This window comes from Streptomyces sp. NBC_00210 (assembly GCF_045160975.1).
Lineage (GTDB): Bacteria > Actinomycetota > Actinomycetes > Streptomycetales > Streptomycetaceae > Streptomyces.
In genome coordinates, this window is record NZ_CP108120.1 from 2,043,478 (window position 1) to 2,057,572 (window position 14,095).

Here is a 14,095-nt window from a genome sequence, read left to right on the forward strand (position 1 = left end):
GGCGAACCATGGAGCTGTCACCCTCGGCCCACCTCGACACATTCGCGCGCGACCATCTCCCGCCCGCCGGGCAGTGGCCGGAACTTCTCTTCGAGCTGCCCGATCTGCACTACCCGCAACGCCTCAACTGCGGCGCCGAGCTGCTGGACCGTACGATCGAGCGCTTCGGCGCGGACCGGCCCGTCTTCCGCACCGGCGGCGGCGAGGTCTGGACGTACGGAGAGCTGCGCGACCAGGTCGACCGCATAGCGCATGTGCTCACCTCGGGCCTGGGCGTCGTCCCCGGAAACCGTGTCCTGCTGCGCGGGCCCACCACGCCATGGCTCGCGGCCTGCTGGCTGGCCGTGATGAAGGCGGGTGCGGTGGCGGTCACCGTCCTGGCCCAGCAGCGGGCCAAGGAGCTGGCCACGGTGTGCGAGATCGCCGCCGTGAGCCATGCCCTGTGCGACATCCGCTCGCTCGACGACCTGGCGAAGGCCGAGGTGCCGGGGCTGCGGATCACGGCGTACGGCGGCGACTCCCCCGACGATCTGGTGCAGCTTGCCGCCGCCGCTGCGCCGCAACCGTACGAAGCGGTCCGGACGGCGGCCGACGACGTTGCGCTGATCGCGTTCACCTCGGGCACGACCGGCCGCCCCAAGGGGTGTATGCACTTCCACCGGGATGTGCTGGCCGTCGCCGACACCTTCTCCGCCCACGTGCTGCGGCCCGAGCCCGACGATGTCTTCGCAGGCAGCCCGCCGCTCGGGTTCACCTTCGGGCTCGGCGGTCTGGTCGTCTTCCCCATGCGGGCCGGGGCATCGGCGCTGCTGCTCGAACAGGCGGGCCCCAGCCAGCTGTTGTCCGCGATCGCCCCGCACCGGGTGTCCGTTCTGTTCACCGCGCCGACCGCGTACCGCGTGATGCTGGGCAGCCTCCACGAGCACGACATCCGCTCGCTGCGCCGCTGCGTGTCGGCCGGTGAGAATCTGCCGGCCGCCACCTGGCAGGAGTGGCAGGAGCGGACGGGGCTGCGCATCATCAACGGCATCGGCGCCACCGAGCTGCTGCACATCTTCATCTCGGCGGCGGACGAGGCGATCAGACCGGGGACCACCGGGATTCCGGTGCCGGGGTGGCAGGCGCGCGTGGTGGACCGCACCGGCAACCCGGTCGCGGACGGAGAGCCGGGGCTGCTGGCCGTGCGTGGCCCGGTCGGCTGCCGCTATCTGACCGACCCCCGACAGCTGGAGTACGTGCACGACGGCTGGAATCTCACCGGTGACACGTATGTGCGTGAACCCGATGGCTATTTCCGCTATGTCGCCCGCGCCGACGACATGATCATCTCGGCCGGCTACAACATCGCGGGCCCGGAGGTGGAGGACGCGCTGCTGCAGCATCCGGACGTGGCGGAGGCCGCGGTCGTCGGCCACCCCGACGAGTTGCGAGGACAGATCGCGGTGGCGTACGTCGTCCTGCGCGAAGGAATCCCGGCCGGCGAGGACACCGTCACCGCGCTCACCGAAGCGGTCAAGCAACGGCTGACACCGTACAAATGCCCGCGCGAGATCGTCTTCCTCGACGCCCTTCCGCGCACCCCCACCGGCAAGCTGCAACGCTTCCGCCTACGGGCCCTAAAGTGATCACGTGGCCGAGCAGCACACTCCCCGTTCCCTGATCGTCACCCTCTACGGCGCGTACGGACGCAGGCGGCCGGGTCCCCTTCCCGTGGCCGAACTGATCCGTCTGCTTGCGGTACTCGGCGTCGACGCGCCGTCCGTGCGCTCATCGGTCTCCCGGCTCAAACGCCGCGGCCTGCTGGTGCCCGAGCGCACGCCGGACGGTGCGGCCGGCTACGCCCTGTCGGCCGACGCCCGTCAGCTGCTCGACGACGGCGACCGGCGGATCTACACCCGTGAGTCCCCGCTGCTCTCCGACGGCTGGGTGCTCGCCGTCTTCTCGGTGCCCGAGGCCGAGCGCCACAAGCGCCATCTGATGCGTTCACGGCTGGGGCGGCTCGGCTTCGGGTCGGCGGCACCGGGGGTGTGGATCGCGCCCGCGCGGCTGTACGAGGAGACACGGCACACGCTGCACCGGCTCCAACTCGACCCGTATGTCGAGCTGTTCCGCGGCGAGCATCTCGGTTTCGCGGCGACGGCGGAGGCGGTGGCGCGCTGGTGGGACCTCGGCGCGATCGCCAAGGAGCACGAGGAGTTCCTGGATCTGCACGAGCCGGTGCTGCGGGCGTGGGAGGCGCGCGACGAGGTGCCCGCGCGGGAGGCGTACCGGGACTATCTGCCGGCGCTGGACTCCTGGCGGCGGCTGCCGTACATCGATCCGGGGCTGCCGCCCGAACTGCTGCCGCAGGGCTGGCCGGGCGGCCGGTCCGCGGAGGTCTTCGCGCGCCTGCACGCGCTGCTGCGGGACGCGGGCGCGGCCTTCGTACAACCGTGAACGGTGCGGCCTTCTTACAACCGTGGCTTCGTACAACCGTGCCGTCGTGCAACCGGAAACGGTGCGCCCGCGTCGTATTCGGGCATGAGCGAGACCCCGGAGGACATACCCGGCACACCTGCCGGCATACCGGAGCCGCGGTGGCTGGTTGTCGCCAATGTCGTGCTGTGGCGGCGCTACGGCGACGGCGGCCAGGAGCTGCGACCGGGCACCAAGGCGTACAAGGGCGGGGCGAAGGTGTATGTCGTGTCCACCTATCCGGGCATGGGGCACGAACAGCTGACCACGGTCGGGCGGGGGCGGCACAACGGCCGCTGGATCACCATCGACACGGCGACCCGGCATCTGCACTCCTTCCGCGCCAAGCTCATCCACAGCCCTGCCGTGCTGCGCCGGTACGCGGAATTCGCGTACGCACCGCCGATGACGCGGGAGCAGGCCAAGGAGCACGCCGCGATGCTGGAGCGGATCGCCGCGGACGGGCGGCGTACGTATCACGGCGGCCCGCATCCCGATCCGTGCCGCTGTCACGAGTGCCTCAGTCCAGAGTGAGCCGGGGCCTGGGCGCGTCCGTGCGACCGGTCGGGGGTCTGCGGCTGCCTGCCCGGTACTGATCCGGCCAGATCGCCCCCGGTCCCGCGTAGTCCTGCTCGGCCGCCGCGTGCAACGTCCAGTGCGGGTCGTACAGATGCGGCCTCGCCAGCGCGCAGAGGTCGGCGCGGCCCGCGAGCAGGAGCGAGTTGACGTCGTCCCAGGAGGAGATCGCGCCGACCGCGATGACGGGGACGGAGAGGGTGTTGCGGATCCGGTCGGCGTACGGGGTCTGGTACGAGCGGCCGTACTCCGGCTGTTCGTCCGGCACGACCTGCCCCGTGGACACGTCGATCGCGTCGGCGCCATGGGCGGCGAAGGCTCGGGCGATCTCGACCGCGTCGTCGGCGGTGGTGCCGCCCGCCGCCCAGTCGGTGGCGGAGATGCGGACGGTCATGGGCCGGTCGTCGGGCCAGATGTCCCGGATCGTGTCGAAGACTTCGAGGGGGAAGCGCAGGCGATTGGCGAGCGGGCCGCCGTAGGCGTCGGTCCGCCGGTTGGTGAGGGGAGAGAGGAAGCCGGAGAGCAGATAGCCGTGGGCGCAGTGCAGTTCGAGGAGGTCGAAGCCGCTGTGCATGGCCCGCCGGGTCGCGGCGGCGAACTGTTCGCGGATCTCGTCGAGTCCCGCGCTACCGAGCTCCTGCGGGACCTGGTTGACGCCGGGGCGGTACGGGAGAGGTGAGGCGGCCGAGACGGCCCAGTTGCCCTCGGGGAGTGGTTCGTCGATCCCCTCCCACATCAGCTTGGTGGAACCCTTGCGGCCGGAGTGGCCGAGCTGGACGCCGATCGCCGTGCCGGGCGACTGCTGGTGCACGAAGTCGGTGACGCGACGCCAGGCCGCGCCCTGCTGCGGGGTGTAGAGGCCGGTGCAGCCGGGGGTGATACGGCCCTCGGCGCTCACACAGACCATCTCGGTCATCACCAGGCCGGCGCCGCCGAGAGCCCGTGCGCCCAGGTGGACGAGGTGGAAGTCGCCGGGGACGCCGTCCATGGCCGAGTACATGTCCATGGGCGAGACGACGACCCGGTTGCGCAGGGTCAGTCCGCGCAGCCGGAAGGGCGTGAACATCGGGGGTGTGCCGGGCGGGCAGCCGAAGTCGCGCTCGACGGAGTCGGTGAACGCCGGGTCGCGCAGCCGCAGATTGTCGTGGGTGACGCGGCGGCTGCGGGTGAGCAGGTTGAAGGCGAACTGCCGGGCCGGCTGGTCGAGGCAGGTGGCGACCTCCTCGAACCAGCGCAGGCTGGCGGCGGCCGCGCGCTGCGTCGACTCGACGACCGGGCGGCGCTCGGCTTCGTACGCGGCGAGGGCCTCGTCCAGCGTCGGCTGCTCCTGGATGCAGGCGGCGAGCGCGAGGGCATCCTCGACGGCGAGCTTGGTGCCGGAGCCGATGGAGAAGTGGGCGGTGTGGGCCGCGTCGCCGATCAGGACCGTATTGCCGTGGGACCAGCGGTCGTTGACGACGGTACGGAAGGCGATCCAGCTGGAGTTGTTGCCACGGAGCGGCCGGCCCCCGAGGGCGTCGGAGAAGGTCTTGGCGCAGCGGTCGGCCGACTCCTGCTCGTCGCAGGCGTCGAGCCCGGCCGCGCGCCAGACCTCCTCGCGCATCTCGACGATGACGGTGCTTTCGTGGGAGGAGAAGGGGTAGCCGTGCAGCTGCATCGCGCCGTACTCGGTCTCGGCGATCTCGAAGCGGAAGGCGTTGAAGGCGAAGTCGGCGGCGAGCCAGATGTAGCGGCAGCGGTGGGTGGTGATGTGCGGCGCGAAAGCGTCGGCGTGTGCCTCGCGGGTGAGGCTGTTCACTCCGTCCGCGGCGATGACCAGGTCGTACGAGGCGGCGAGCGCGGCGGCGGGCGGGGCGGGGGTGCGGAAGAGGATCCGCACGCCGAGCTCGGCGCAACGCTGGTGCAGTACGTGCAGGAGCCTGCGCCGCCCGAGCGCGGCGAAGCCGTGCCCGCCGGAGGTGAGGGTGCGGCCGCGGTGGACGATGTCGATGTCGTCCCAGCGGACGAACTGCTCCTGGAGCGCGCGGTAGATGACGGGGTCGGCGTGCTCGATCCCGCCGAGGGTCTCGTCGGAGAGGACGACACCGAAGCCGAAGGTGTCCTCGGGGGCGTTGCGCTCCCAGACGGTGATCTCGCGCTGGGGGTCGAGCCGTTTCAGAAGTGCCGCGGCGTAGAGCCCGCCGGGTCCGCCGCCGATGACGGCGACGCGGAGGGCGCGTCGGCGTGCCTCGGCCGCGGTGGCCGTCGTCCGGCCGGGCTCGGGGACCCGGATCCCCTGCTCGGCCGGGGAGCGGGTGGTCGTGGCCGCCCGGGGCGCGGTGGGCGTTTCCCCACCCCGCTTCTTCCCGTAACCGGGGCTCCGCCCCGGACCCTCCCCCAACGCCCTGCGGGCGTGGGGGGACCCCCACCCCTCAAACGCCGGCGGGGCTGGATTTTCCAGCGCGTCCGGCGATTGAGGACCCGCCCGAAGGGCGTCCGGGGGTCTGGGGGCTTGCCCCCGGTTACGGGATGGGGCGGGGTGGGGAACGGTCGGACGGCGTGACATCGTCAGCGCCCCCGCCACTTCGGCGTGCGCTTCTCCGTGAACGCCGCGTGGAACTCCGCGTAGTCCTCGCCGTTCATCAGCAGCGCCTGCGTCGCCGCGTCCAGCTCGACCGACGCGGCCAGCGGCATGTCGAGTTCGGCCGTGAGCAGCGCCTTCGTCTGGGCGTACGCAAGGGCCGGGCCGTCCGCCAGGCGGCGGGCCAGTTCGGCTGCGCGGGCGTCCGCCCGGCCCTCCTCAGTCAGCTCGCTGAGCAGGCCGATCCTTTCGGCCTCGGGCGCGCGGACCGGTTCGCCGAGCATCAGGAGCCGGGTGGCATGGCCGAGCCCGACGACCCTCGGGAGCAGATACGCCGCCCCCATGTCGCCGCCCGACAGCCCCACCTTCGTGAAGAGGAACGCGAACCGCGCGGACGGGTCCGCGATACGGAAATCCGCGGCCAGCGCCAGAACCGCACCGGCGCCCGCCGCCACGCCGTGCACGGCCGCGATCACCGGGAACGGGCACTCACGCAGCGCCCGTACGACCTGTCCCGTCATTCGGTTGAAGTCGAGAAGCTGGGCCGTGTCCATCGAGAGCGTCGCGCCGATGATCTCGTCGACGTCGCCGCCCGAGCAGAATCCGCGCCCTTCCCCGCCCAGCACCAGCGCCCGGACGGAACGGTCCCGCGCCAGCTCGGCCAGCAGATCGCGGAGGTCGGCGTAGGCACCGAAGGTGAGCGCGTTGAGCTTCTCGGGGCGGGCGAGTGTGACGGTCGCGACCCCGTCGTCCGTGGTGAGCCGCAGATGGCGCCATTCCTGGGTGCGCTGTGCGGAGCCGGAAAAGGGGCTCATGGAGTGTGGCCTCCTTCAGCGGGCGGTCGGCTGCCTGCCTCTTGAAGTTATCACTCATACGTGACTTCCGTCACGAGTGCGCGATACGCAGGTTGTAGCCGACTTGTATCCGGGCAAAGTTCCCGTCCCAGTTGTGGCACAGGTCGCACCCAGGTCGGGCCTCAGCACCTTGTTTGCCCGCTTGTGCTTCATATGGTTGAAGACAGGACCACGCCCCGCACCGTCGAACGGAAACCCCGCACCTTGCTCGAAGCCTCCGGCCCCGCCTCCTGGCGCATCGCCCTGCCGCACACCACGGCCGCCGTGCCGATCGCCCGCGCCCTGATCCGTACGGCGCTGGCGGACATCGAGGTGTCCCCGGACAGCGACACGGCCGAGCTGCTGACGGCGGAGCTCGTCGCCAATGCGGTCGAGCACACCCACATCGGCACCCCCATCAAGCTGGTGGTGGAGCTGCTGCCGACGGGCTGCCAGGTGGAGGTCCACGACGGCGACCCGGCCCCGCCGGGGAATCTGACCCGGTCCGCGCACGACTCCGGGCCCGGCCCCTGGCAGGAGCACGGCCGCGGTCTGCTGCTGATCCGCGCGCTGAGCTCGGCCTGCGGGCACCGCCCCACCGACGGCGGCAAGGCGGTCTGGTTCACACTCCCGTCACGGAGCTGACGACCGAAAAGCGGGGCTCGGGCATGCGAGCCCGAACCCCACTCATCGGCGTCGGAATTACGGCTGCCGCGTCTCGGCGGGTACGTCGGCGGACGCGTCGGCAGGCTCCCCGGCGGCCGGCCCGGCGAGGGTGGCGACCATGATCGCCTTGATCGTGTGCATACGGTTCTCCGCCTCGTCGAAGACGACGGAGTGGTCCGACTCGAAGACCTCGTCGGTGACTTCGAGCTCGGTCAGGCCGTGCCGCTCATGAATCTCGCGGCCGACCTTGGTGCCCAGATCGTGGAAGGCCGGCAGGCAGTGCAGGAACTTCACATCCGCAGTGCCGGTGGCGCGCAGCACGTCCATCGTCACCGCATACGGGCCGAGCAGCGCTATCCGCTCGTCCCACACCTCCTTCGGCTCCCCCATCGAGACCCACACGTCGGTGGCGACGAAGTCCGCCCCGCGCACGCCCTCCTTGACGTCCTCGGTGAGCGTGACGCGGGCGCCCGACACGGCGGCCAGCCTGCGCGCGAGCGCCACGATCGTCTCGTCCGGCCACAACAGTCGGGGCGCGACGATCCGTACGTCCATACCCAGCAGCGCGCCGGTGACCAGGTAGGAGTTGCCCATGTTGTAGCGGGCGTCACCGAGATAGGCGTACGCGACCCGGTCCAACGGCTTGTCGGTGTGCTCGGTCATCGTCAGCACATCGGCGAGCATCTGGGTGGGATGCCACTCATCGGTGAGCCCGTTGTAGACGGGGACTCCGGCGTGCGTGGCCAGCTCCTCCAGAACACCCTGGCCGTGCCCGCGGTACTCGATGGCGTCGTACATCCGGCCGAGCACGCGCGCGGTGTCCTTCACCGACTCCTTGTGCCCTATCTGCGAGCCGAACGGATCGAGATAGGTGGTCGACGCGCCCTGGTCGGCGGCCGCGACCTCGAAGGCGCAGCGGGTGCGGGTGGAGGTCTTCTCGAAGATCAGCGCGATGTTCCTGCCGCGCAGCCGCTGTACCTCGGCACCCGCCCGCTTGGCAGCCTTCAGCTCGGCGGACAGGTCGATCAGGCCGCGGAACTCCTCGGCGGTGAAGTCCAGCTCCTTGAGGAAGTGGCGGCCTTCGAGATGTATCGCCATGGTGGCTGCTCCTGGGTCGCGGACGCGATGACCGTGGAAGTATATACGAGGCCCTGCATTGCTATACGGAGCCCAGGGACTGCCTGCCCCCGGGACCGCTAGACGGCATCACGCTCGATCGGACAGCTCATACAGCGGGGGCCTCCCCGGCCACGCCCCAGTTCGCTGCCGGGGATCTCTATCACTTCGATGCCCTGTTTGCGCAGATGGGTGTTGGTGGTGACATTGCGCTCGTATGCGACGACGACGCCGGGCTCCACGGCGAGGACGTTGCAGCCGTCGTCCCACTGCTCGCGCTCCGCCGCATGCACGTCCTGGGTGGCCGTGAGCACCCTGATCTCCTTCAGGCCCAGCGCGGCGGCGATCGCGCTGTGCATCTGCTCCGGCGGATGGTCGGAGACCCTGAGCGCCATGGGGCCTTCGGCCGGTTCGATGGTGTACGAGCGGAGCATGCCGAGCCCCCCGTACTGGGTGAAGGTGTCGCGGTCGACCATCGTCATCACGGTGTCGAGATGCATGAGAGCCCGCCGCTTGGGCATGTCCAGCGCCACGATGGTCCGGGCCGAACCGGCGGCGAACAGCCCGCGCGCCAGCATCTCCACGGCCTGCGGAGTGGTGCGCTCGCTCATCCCGATCAGCACCGCGCCGTTGCCGATGACCAGGACGTCACCGCCCTCAATGGTGGAGGGGTAGTCGTCCTGTCCCTCCGACCAGTGGTGGAAATCTCCCGCCAGCGGGCCGGTGAAGTGGGGGTGGTGCTTGTAGATCGCCTCGAAGTGGACGGTCTCGCGCTGCCTGGCCGGCCAGCGCATCGCGTTGATGGAGACGCCGTCGTAGATCCAGGCGGAGGTGTCGCGGGTGAACAGGTGGTTGGGGAGGGGGCGCAGGAGAAAGTCGTCCAGGTCCATCACATGGAAGCGGACGGATGTCGGCTCGGTGTGACCGGCGAGGAACTCCCGCTTGGTCATCCCGCCGACCAGCGCCTCGACCAGCTCCTGAGTGGGCAGCTCGTCGAACGCGGCCCGGAGGTGATCGGTGGCGAGCGGCCCGTACTCCTTCTCGGCGAAGACCCGGTCCAGAACGAGCTTTCTGGCTTCCGGGATCTCCAGCGACTCGCGCAGCAGGTCGCCGAACAGGTGCACCTCGACGCCGCGGTCGCGCAGTACGTCCGCGAAGCCGTCGTGCTCCGCCCGGGCACGGCGCACCCACAGCACATCGTCGAAGAGCAGAGCGTCCTTGTTGCTCGGAGTGAGGCGCTTCAGCTCAAGATCGGGCCGGTGCAGTATGACCTGGCGCAGCCGCCCGGTCTCGGAGTCAACATGGAATCCCATGCCCCCATACTCGCCGCGCGGAGCCCGGTTCACCCGGCGAATGGCCCACTCATCTGCCGAATCCGCCGCCGGGAGTACGGGACGAGCTCCGCGGGTCCCGGCCACGGGCCCCGGAACGGCCCACCCGGCGGCACTCGCCGGCCCGACCGGGACGGGATCGCCCCGTCTGCGGGGCGCGTCGGGTCGGCCCGGCGCAGCGATCGTCCGGCCTGCGCGGCGCCCGTGGCAGCCGGAGTCGTCCCGCCCATCGGCGAGCCGCGTCCGCCCGGGCGGGTTGCCCGGGAGGCGCGACGACCCGCACCCGCGAGCCCGCCGCGCCCTGCCCGCGGGGAGGCGCCGGCAGTGCCTCCCCGCAAGCCGTGCGGCGGGTTCACAGCCGGGGGTCGACCGGCTCCGACTCCAGTGCCAGCACCGCGAAGACGGCTTCGTGGATCCGCCACAGCGGCTCCCCCTCGGCCAGCCGGTCCAGGGCCTCGAGCCCCAGCGTGTACTCGCGCAGCGCGAGCGAGCGCTTGTGGTTGAGGAACCGGTTGCGCAGGCGCTCCAGGTTCTCCGGGCGGGTGTACTCGGGACCGTAGATGATCCGCAGGTACTCCCGGCCGCGGACCTTGATGCCGGGCTGTACGAGCCGGCCCTTCTCGTCCCGAGCGAGGGCCTGGAGCGGCTTGACGACCATGCCTTCGCCGCCCCTGCCGGTCATCTCCAGCCACCAGTCGACACCGGACGCGACCGAGGCATCGTCGCCGGTCTCGACGATCAGGCGGCGGGTGACCTGGAGCAGGCCCGTGGGGTCGTGCTCCACCAGCCGGTCCAGCCACGCCAGTTGCTCGTCGTGCGGCACAGCGGCGAGCGAACGCCCCTGCACGGCGAGGATCTGGAACGGAGCGAGCCGCACCCCGTCCAGCCCTTCGGTCGTCCAGCAGTAGCGCCGGTACGCATCGGTGAACGCGGCCGCGTCACCTGCGCGTTCGCGCTGCTTGGCCAGCAGTCCGTCCACCGGGACGCCGCGCGCGACCGCTGCTTCGAGGGCCGCGGTGGCGCTCGGCAGGACCGCGCCGGATGCGGCGCCGACCGCTGCGTACTGCGAGCGCAACAGCCCGGACGCCTTGAGCGACCAAGGCATCAGCTCGGCGTCCAGGAGCAGCCAGTCAGTGTCGAGTTCCTGCCACAGACCGGCCTCGGTAACAGCCGTACGCAGCCGGGCGAGGATCTCCTCGGTCACGGCCGGGTCGTCGAAGAAAGGCCGCCCGGTACGGGTGTGCAGCGCGCCTGTCGGTCCTTCGACCCCGAAGCGCTCGCGCGCCGCCTCGGCATCACGGCAGACGAGCGCCACCGCCCGCGAGCCCATGTGCTTCTCCTCGCACACCACCTTCGCGACGCCGTCCGCGCGGTACTGCGCGAAGGCCTCGGCCGGATGCTCCAGAAAGGGTCCATGAGCGGCTGGGCCGCGGGCGTCCCCCTTCGATGTCGCGGTCGGCGACATCGTCGGCGGCAGGTAGGCGAGCAGCCGGGGGTCGATCGCGAAACGGCTCATGACTTCGAGCGCCGCAGCGGCGTTCTCCTCGCGCACGCCGATGCGGGCCATGTGCCGGGTCTCCACGACCCGCCGCCCCTGCACGTCGGCGAGGTCCAGCGGCCGGCCCTCACGGCCGCCGGGCGCCTCGGTGACGAGGGGCTTGGCCGGCTCGTACCAGACCTTCTCGGCCGGTACGTCGACGAGCTCGCGCTCCGGCCAGCGCAGCGCGGTCATCTTTCCGCCGAAGACCGCCCCCGTGTCCAGGCAGATGGTGTTGTTGATCCATGAGGTGTTGGGCACGGGTGTGTGGCCGTAGACCACGGCGGCCCGTCCTCGGTAGTCCTCCGCCCAGGGGTAGCGCACGGGCAGGCCGAACTCGTCCGTCTCGCCGGTGGTGTCGCCGTACAGCGCGTGCGAGCGGACCCGGCCGGAGGTGCGCCCGTGGTACTTCTCGGGCAGGCCCGCGTGGCAGACGACCAGCTTGCCCCCGTCGAGGACGTAGTGACTGACGAGTGAGTCGATGAACTCCCGCACCTGCTCGCGGAAGGCGTCGTCCTCCTTCTCCAACTGCTCGATGGTCTCGGCGAGTCCGTGCGAGTGCTGGACGTTTCTGCCCTTGAGCCAGCGTCCGAGCTTGTTCTCGTGGTTGCCGGGCACGCACAGCGCGTTGCCGGACGCGACCATGCTCATCACCCGCCGCAGTACGCCGGGGCTGTCCGGCCCCCGGTCGACGAGGTCACCGACGAACACAGCCGTACGCCCCTCGGGGTGTGCGCCGTCCACATAGCCGAGCGTGGCGAGCAGGGTCTCCAGCTCGGAACGGCAGCCATGGACGTCACCGATGATGTCGAACGGCCCCGTGAGGTGGGTGAGGTCGTTATAGCGGCGCTCCAGGACCACCTCGGCGGCCTCGGTCTCCTCCACGCTGCGCAGAATGTGGACCTTGCGGAAGCCCTCGCGCTCCAGTCCGCGCAGTGAGCGGCGCAGTTCGCGGCGGTGGCGCTGGATGACATGGCGGGGCATGCCGGCCCGGTCGGGACGTGCGGCGTTGCGCTCGGCACACACCTCTTCCGGCAGGTCGAGGACGATCGCGATCGGCAGCACGTCGTACTGGCGGGCCAACTGCACCAGCTGCCTGCGGCTCTCCGGCTGCACGCTGGTGGCGTCGACGACGGTCAGCCGCCCGGCCGCGAGCCGCTTGCCCGCGATGTAGTGCAGTACGTCGAAGGCGTCGCCGCTCGCGCTCTGGTCGTTCTCGTCATCGGCGACGAGGCCGCGGCAGAAGTCCGAGGAGATGACCTCGGTGGGCTTGAAGTGTTTACGGGCGAAGGTGGACTTGCCGGATCCGGTGGCGCCGATGAGGACGACCAGGGACAGGTCGGTCACCGGGAGCGTGCGCCTCGCCGGCGCGGTGTTCGTGGTGGTACTGGTCATGCTGCCTTCGCCTCCTTCACGGCTTCGGTCTTGTCGGTCCTGGTGAACACGGCCATCTGGGTCGGCGGCCCCACCTCGGGGTCGTCGGCCCCCACGGGGACGAACTCGACGCCGTAGCCGTCCCGCGTAGCGATGGTCTGCGCCCAGGCGCGGAACTCGGCGCGCGTCCACTCGAAGCGGTGGTCGCCGTGGCGCACATGCCCGGCGGGCAGCGTCTCCCAGCGGACGTTGTACTCGACGTTGGGCGTGGTGACGATCACCGTCCGCGGCCGGGCCGACCCGAACACGGCGTACTCCAGGGCGGGCAGCCGCGGCAGATCGAGGTGCTCGATGACCTCGCTGAGCACGGCGGCGTCGTATCCGGCCAGTCGCTTGTCGGTGTAGGTGAGTGAGCCCTGCAGCAGCTTGACCCGTGCGGCCTGCCGCTCGCCCATCCGGTCCAGTTTCAGCCGGCGCCCGGCGATGGTCAGCGCGCGTACCGACACATCGACTCCGACGATCTCGGTGAAGCGCACGTCCTTCAGCAGCGCCTGCACCAACTGGCCCTGACCGCAGCCCAGATCGAGCACGCGGCTCGCCCCGGCACCGTGCAGTGCCTGAAGAATCGCCTCCCGCCGCTGCTCGGCGAGCGGCACCGGCTTCTCCTCGGTGTCGGTCGTCTCGTCCACGGCGTTGTCCACGTCCTCGACCTCGAGGTCGTCGGACTCCGCGAGCCGCACCAGCTCGAGCCGCTCCATCGCCTGCCGGGTCAGCCCCCAGCGCCGGGACAGATAGCGGCTCGTGATCAGCTTCTGCTCGGGGTGCTCGGCCAGCCAGCCCTCGCCCGCCCGCAGCAGCTTGTCCACCTCGTCGGGCGCGACCCAGTAGTGCTTGGCGTCATCGAGCACCGGCAGCAGGACGTACAGCTGGCGCAGCGCGTCGGCGAGCCGCAGCTCCCCCTCCAGCACCAGGTGTACGTAACGCGAGTCGCCCCACTCGGGGAACTGCTCGTCCAGCGCCACCGGCTGCGCCTGCACCGATGTCCAGCCCAGCGGCCCGAAGAGCTTGTGGACCAGCTCGGCGCCACCGCGCGCGGGCAGCGCGGGCACCTCGATACGCAGAGGTATCGCGGCCTCGGCCCGCTCGGGCAGCGCGGCGCAGACACCCCGCAGGGCGCTCTTGAAGACGGTGCTCATGGCGACGGACAGCAACGAGGACGCGGCGTACGGCCGGTCGTTGACGTACTGCGCGAGCGCCGAATCGGGCGCGCCGCCGCGGCCCTTGCCCTTGCCGCGCCGCACCAGCGCCACCGGATCCACCTCCAGCAGCAGGGCGGCCGTGCAGCGCTCGGCGGATGCCTCGGGGTAGAAGACATGCGCCGTGCCGTGCGAGGTGGAGAACGTCTGCGCCTTGTCGGGGTGCTTGTGCAGCAGAAAGCCGAGGTCGGTGGCGGGACGTTCTGGGGTACCGCTCGTACTGATCGTCAGGAACATCCGACGCACCTCTTGGCCTTTGCTTACGCGGGGTTGAAACGACTGTGACCTGCTAGGACGGGCTTCAGAGGCTATAGGAGGCAGTGGGAGCCAACCACCGGGTTTCGACCCCGATTCGACCCGGTCCGCTCTCAGGCATACGAAAGCCTCCAGGA

10 protein-coding genes are annotated in these 14,095 nt (G+C 70.8%); 4 read left to right on the forward strand and 6 right to left on the reverse strand.

Annotated features, from left to right (window positions below; genetic code table 11):
- Positions 1-8: 8 nt before the first annotated feature.
- The 3 genes from OG729_RS09210 to OG729_RS09220 all read left to right on the forward strand — a co-directional run bounded on the left by OG729_RS09210 (position 9) and on the right by OG729_RS09220 (position 2,988).
- Complete coding sequence (locus tag OG729_RS09210) at positions 9-1,625, forward strand: AMP-binding protein (RefSeq protein ID WP_360870480.1); 1,617 nt, start codon at positions 9-11, stop codon at positions 1,623-1,625.
- 4 nt (positions 1,626-1,629) lie between these two features.
- Positions 1,630-2,436 (forward strand): PaaX family transcriptional regulator C-terminal domain-containing protein, encoded by an 807-nt coding sequence (locus tag OG729_RS09215; RefSeq protein ID WP_405805439.1) that lies wholly within the window; start codon positions 1,630-1,632, stop codon positions 2,434-2,436.
- Positions 2,437-2,520: 84 nt separating this feature from the next.
- Positions 2,521-2,988, forward strand: a complete 468-nt coding sequence (locus tag OG729_RS09220; RefSeq protein WP_405805440.1) for a hypothetical protein — start codon at positions 2,521-2,523, stop codon at positions 2,986-2,988.
- Here OG729_RS09220 and OG729_RS09225 read toward each other — a convergent pair.
- Both OG729_RS09225 and OG729_RS09230 read right to left on the reverse strand, forming a co-directional pair.
- Positions 2,975-5,227 (reverse strand): bifunctional salicylyl-CoA 5-hydroxylase/oxidoreductase, encoded by a 2,253-nt coding sequence (locus OG729_RS09225; RefSeq protein WP_405811093.1) that lies wholly within the window; start codon positions 5,225-5,227, stop codon positions 2,975-2,977. The two genes, OG729_RS09220 and OG729_RS09225, sit on opposite strands and share 14 nt — an antisense overlap.
- 350 nt (positions 5,228-5,577) lie before the next feature.
- The gene (locus OG729_RS09230; RefSeq protein ID WP_360870471.1) at positions 5,578-6,405 is read right to left on the reverse strand and encodes an enoyl-CoA hydratase family protein; all 828 of its coding nucleotides are present in this window, start codon (positions 6,403-6,405) and stop codon (positions 5,578-5,580) included.
- 192 nt (positions 6,406-6,597) lie between these two features.
- Between OG729_RS09230 and OG729_RS09235 the strand changes: the two genes are divergently transcribed.
- The gene (locus OG729_RS09235; protein ID WP_405805442.1) at positions 6,598-7,068 is read left to right on the forward strand and encodes an ATP-binding protein; all 471 of its coding nucleotides are present in this window, start codon (positions 6,598-6,600) and stop codon (positions 7,066-7,068) included.
- A gap of 57 nt (positions 7,069-7,125) precedes the next feature.
- Here the strand turns inward: OG729_RS09235 and argF are convergent, their stop codons facing one another.
- From argF to OG729_RS09255, 4 genes are all read right to left on the reverse strand, one after another.
- Positions 7,126-8,187 carry an ornithine carbamoyltransferase gene (gene argF / locus OG729_RS09240; protein WP_360870463.1) on the reverse strand — a complete coding sequence of 354 codons (1,062 nt, stop codon included), beginning with the start codon at positions 8,185-8,187 and terminating at the stop codon, positions 7,126-7,128.
- 98 nt (positions 8,188-8,285) lie between these two features.
- Positions 8,286-9,518, reverse strand: coding sequence for an arginine deiminase (locus tag OG729_RS09245; protein ID WP_360870460.1), 1,233 nt, complete (start codon positions 9,516-9,518; stop codon positions 8,286-8,288).
- A 370-nt stretch (positions 9,519-9,888) separates the two neighbouring features.
- Positions 9,889-12,468, reverse strand: coding sequence for a polynucleotide kinase-phosphatase (locus OG729_RS09250; protein ID WP_405805444.1), 2,580 nt, complete (start codon positions 12,466-12,468; stop codon positions 9,889-9,891).
- Positions 12,465-13,940, reverse strand: coding sequence for a 3' terminal RNA ribose 2'-O-methyltransferase Hen1 (locus tag OG729_RS09255; RefSeq protein WP_405805445.1), 1,476 nt, complete (start codon positions 13,938-13,940; stop codon positions 12,465-12,467). Before OG729_RS09255 ends, OG729_RS09250 begins: the two co-directional genes overlap by 4 nt.
- Positions 13,941-14,095: the final 155 nt, after the last annotated feature.

What these genes read in the sequence shown, in the direction of transcription:
- OG729_RS09235 (WP_405805442.1), top strand. Translation starts at nt 6,598, where the DNA reads ATGGTTGAAGACAGGACCACGCCCCGCACCGTCGAACGGAAACCCCGC.
- OG729_RS09255 (WP_405805445.1), bottom strand. Translation starts at nt 13,940, where the DNA reads ATGTTCCTGACGATCAGTACGAGCGGTACCCCAGAACGTCCCGCCACC.
- argF (WP_360870463.1), bottom strand. Translation starts at nt 8,187, where the DNA reads ATGGCGATACATCTCGAAGGCCGCCACTTCCTCAAGGAGCTGGACTTC.
- OG729_RS09210 (WP_360870480.1), top strand. Translation starts at nt 9, where the DNA reads ATGGAGCTGTCACCCTCGGCCCACCTCGACACATTCGCGCGCGACCAT.
- OG729_RS09230 (WP_360870471.1), bottom strand. Translation starts at nt 6,405, where the DNA reads ATGAGCCCCTTTTCCGGCTCCGCACAGCGCACCCAGGAATGGCGCCAT.
- OG729_RS09250 (WP_405805444.1), bottom strand. Translation starts at nt 12,468, where the DNA reads ATGACCAGTACCACCACGAACACCGCGCCGGCGAGGCGCACGCTCCCG.
- OG729_RS09220 (WP_405805440.1), top strand. Translation starts at nt 2,521, where the DNA reads ATGAGCGAGACCCCGGAGGACATACCCGGCACACCTGCCGGCATACCG.
- OG729_RS09245 (WP_360870460.1), bottom strand. Translation starts at nt 9,518, where the DNA reads ATGGGATTCCATGTTGACTCCGAGACCGGGCGGCTGCGCCAGGTCATA.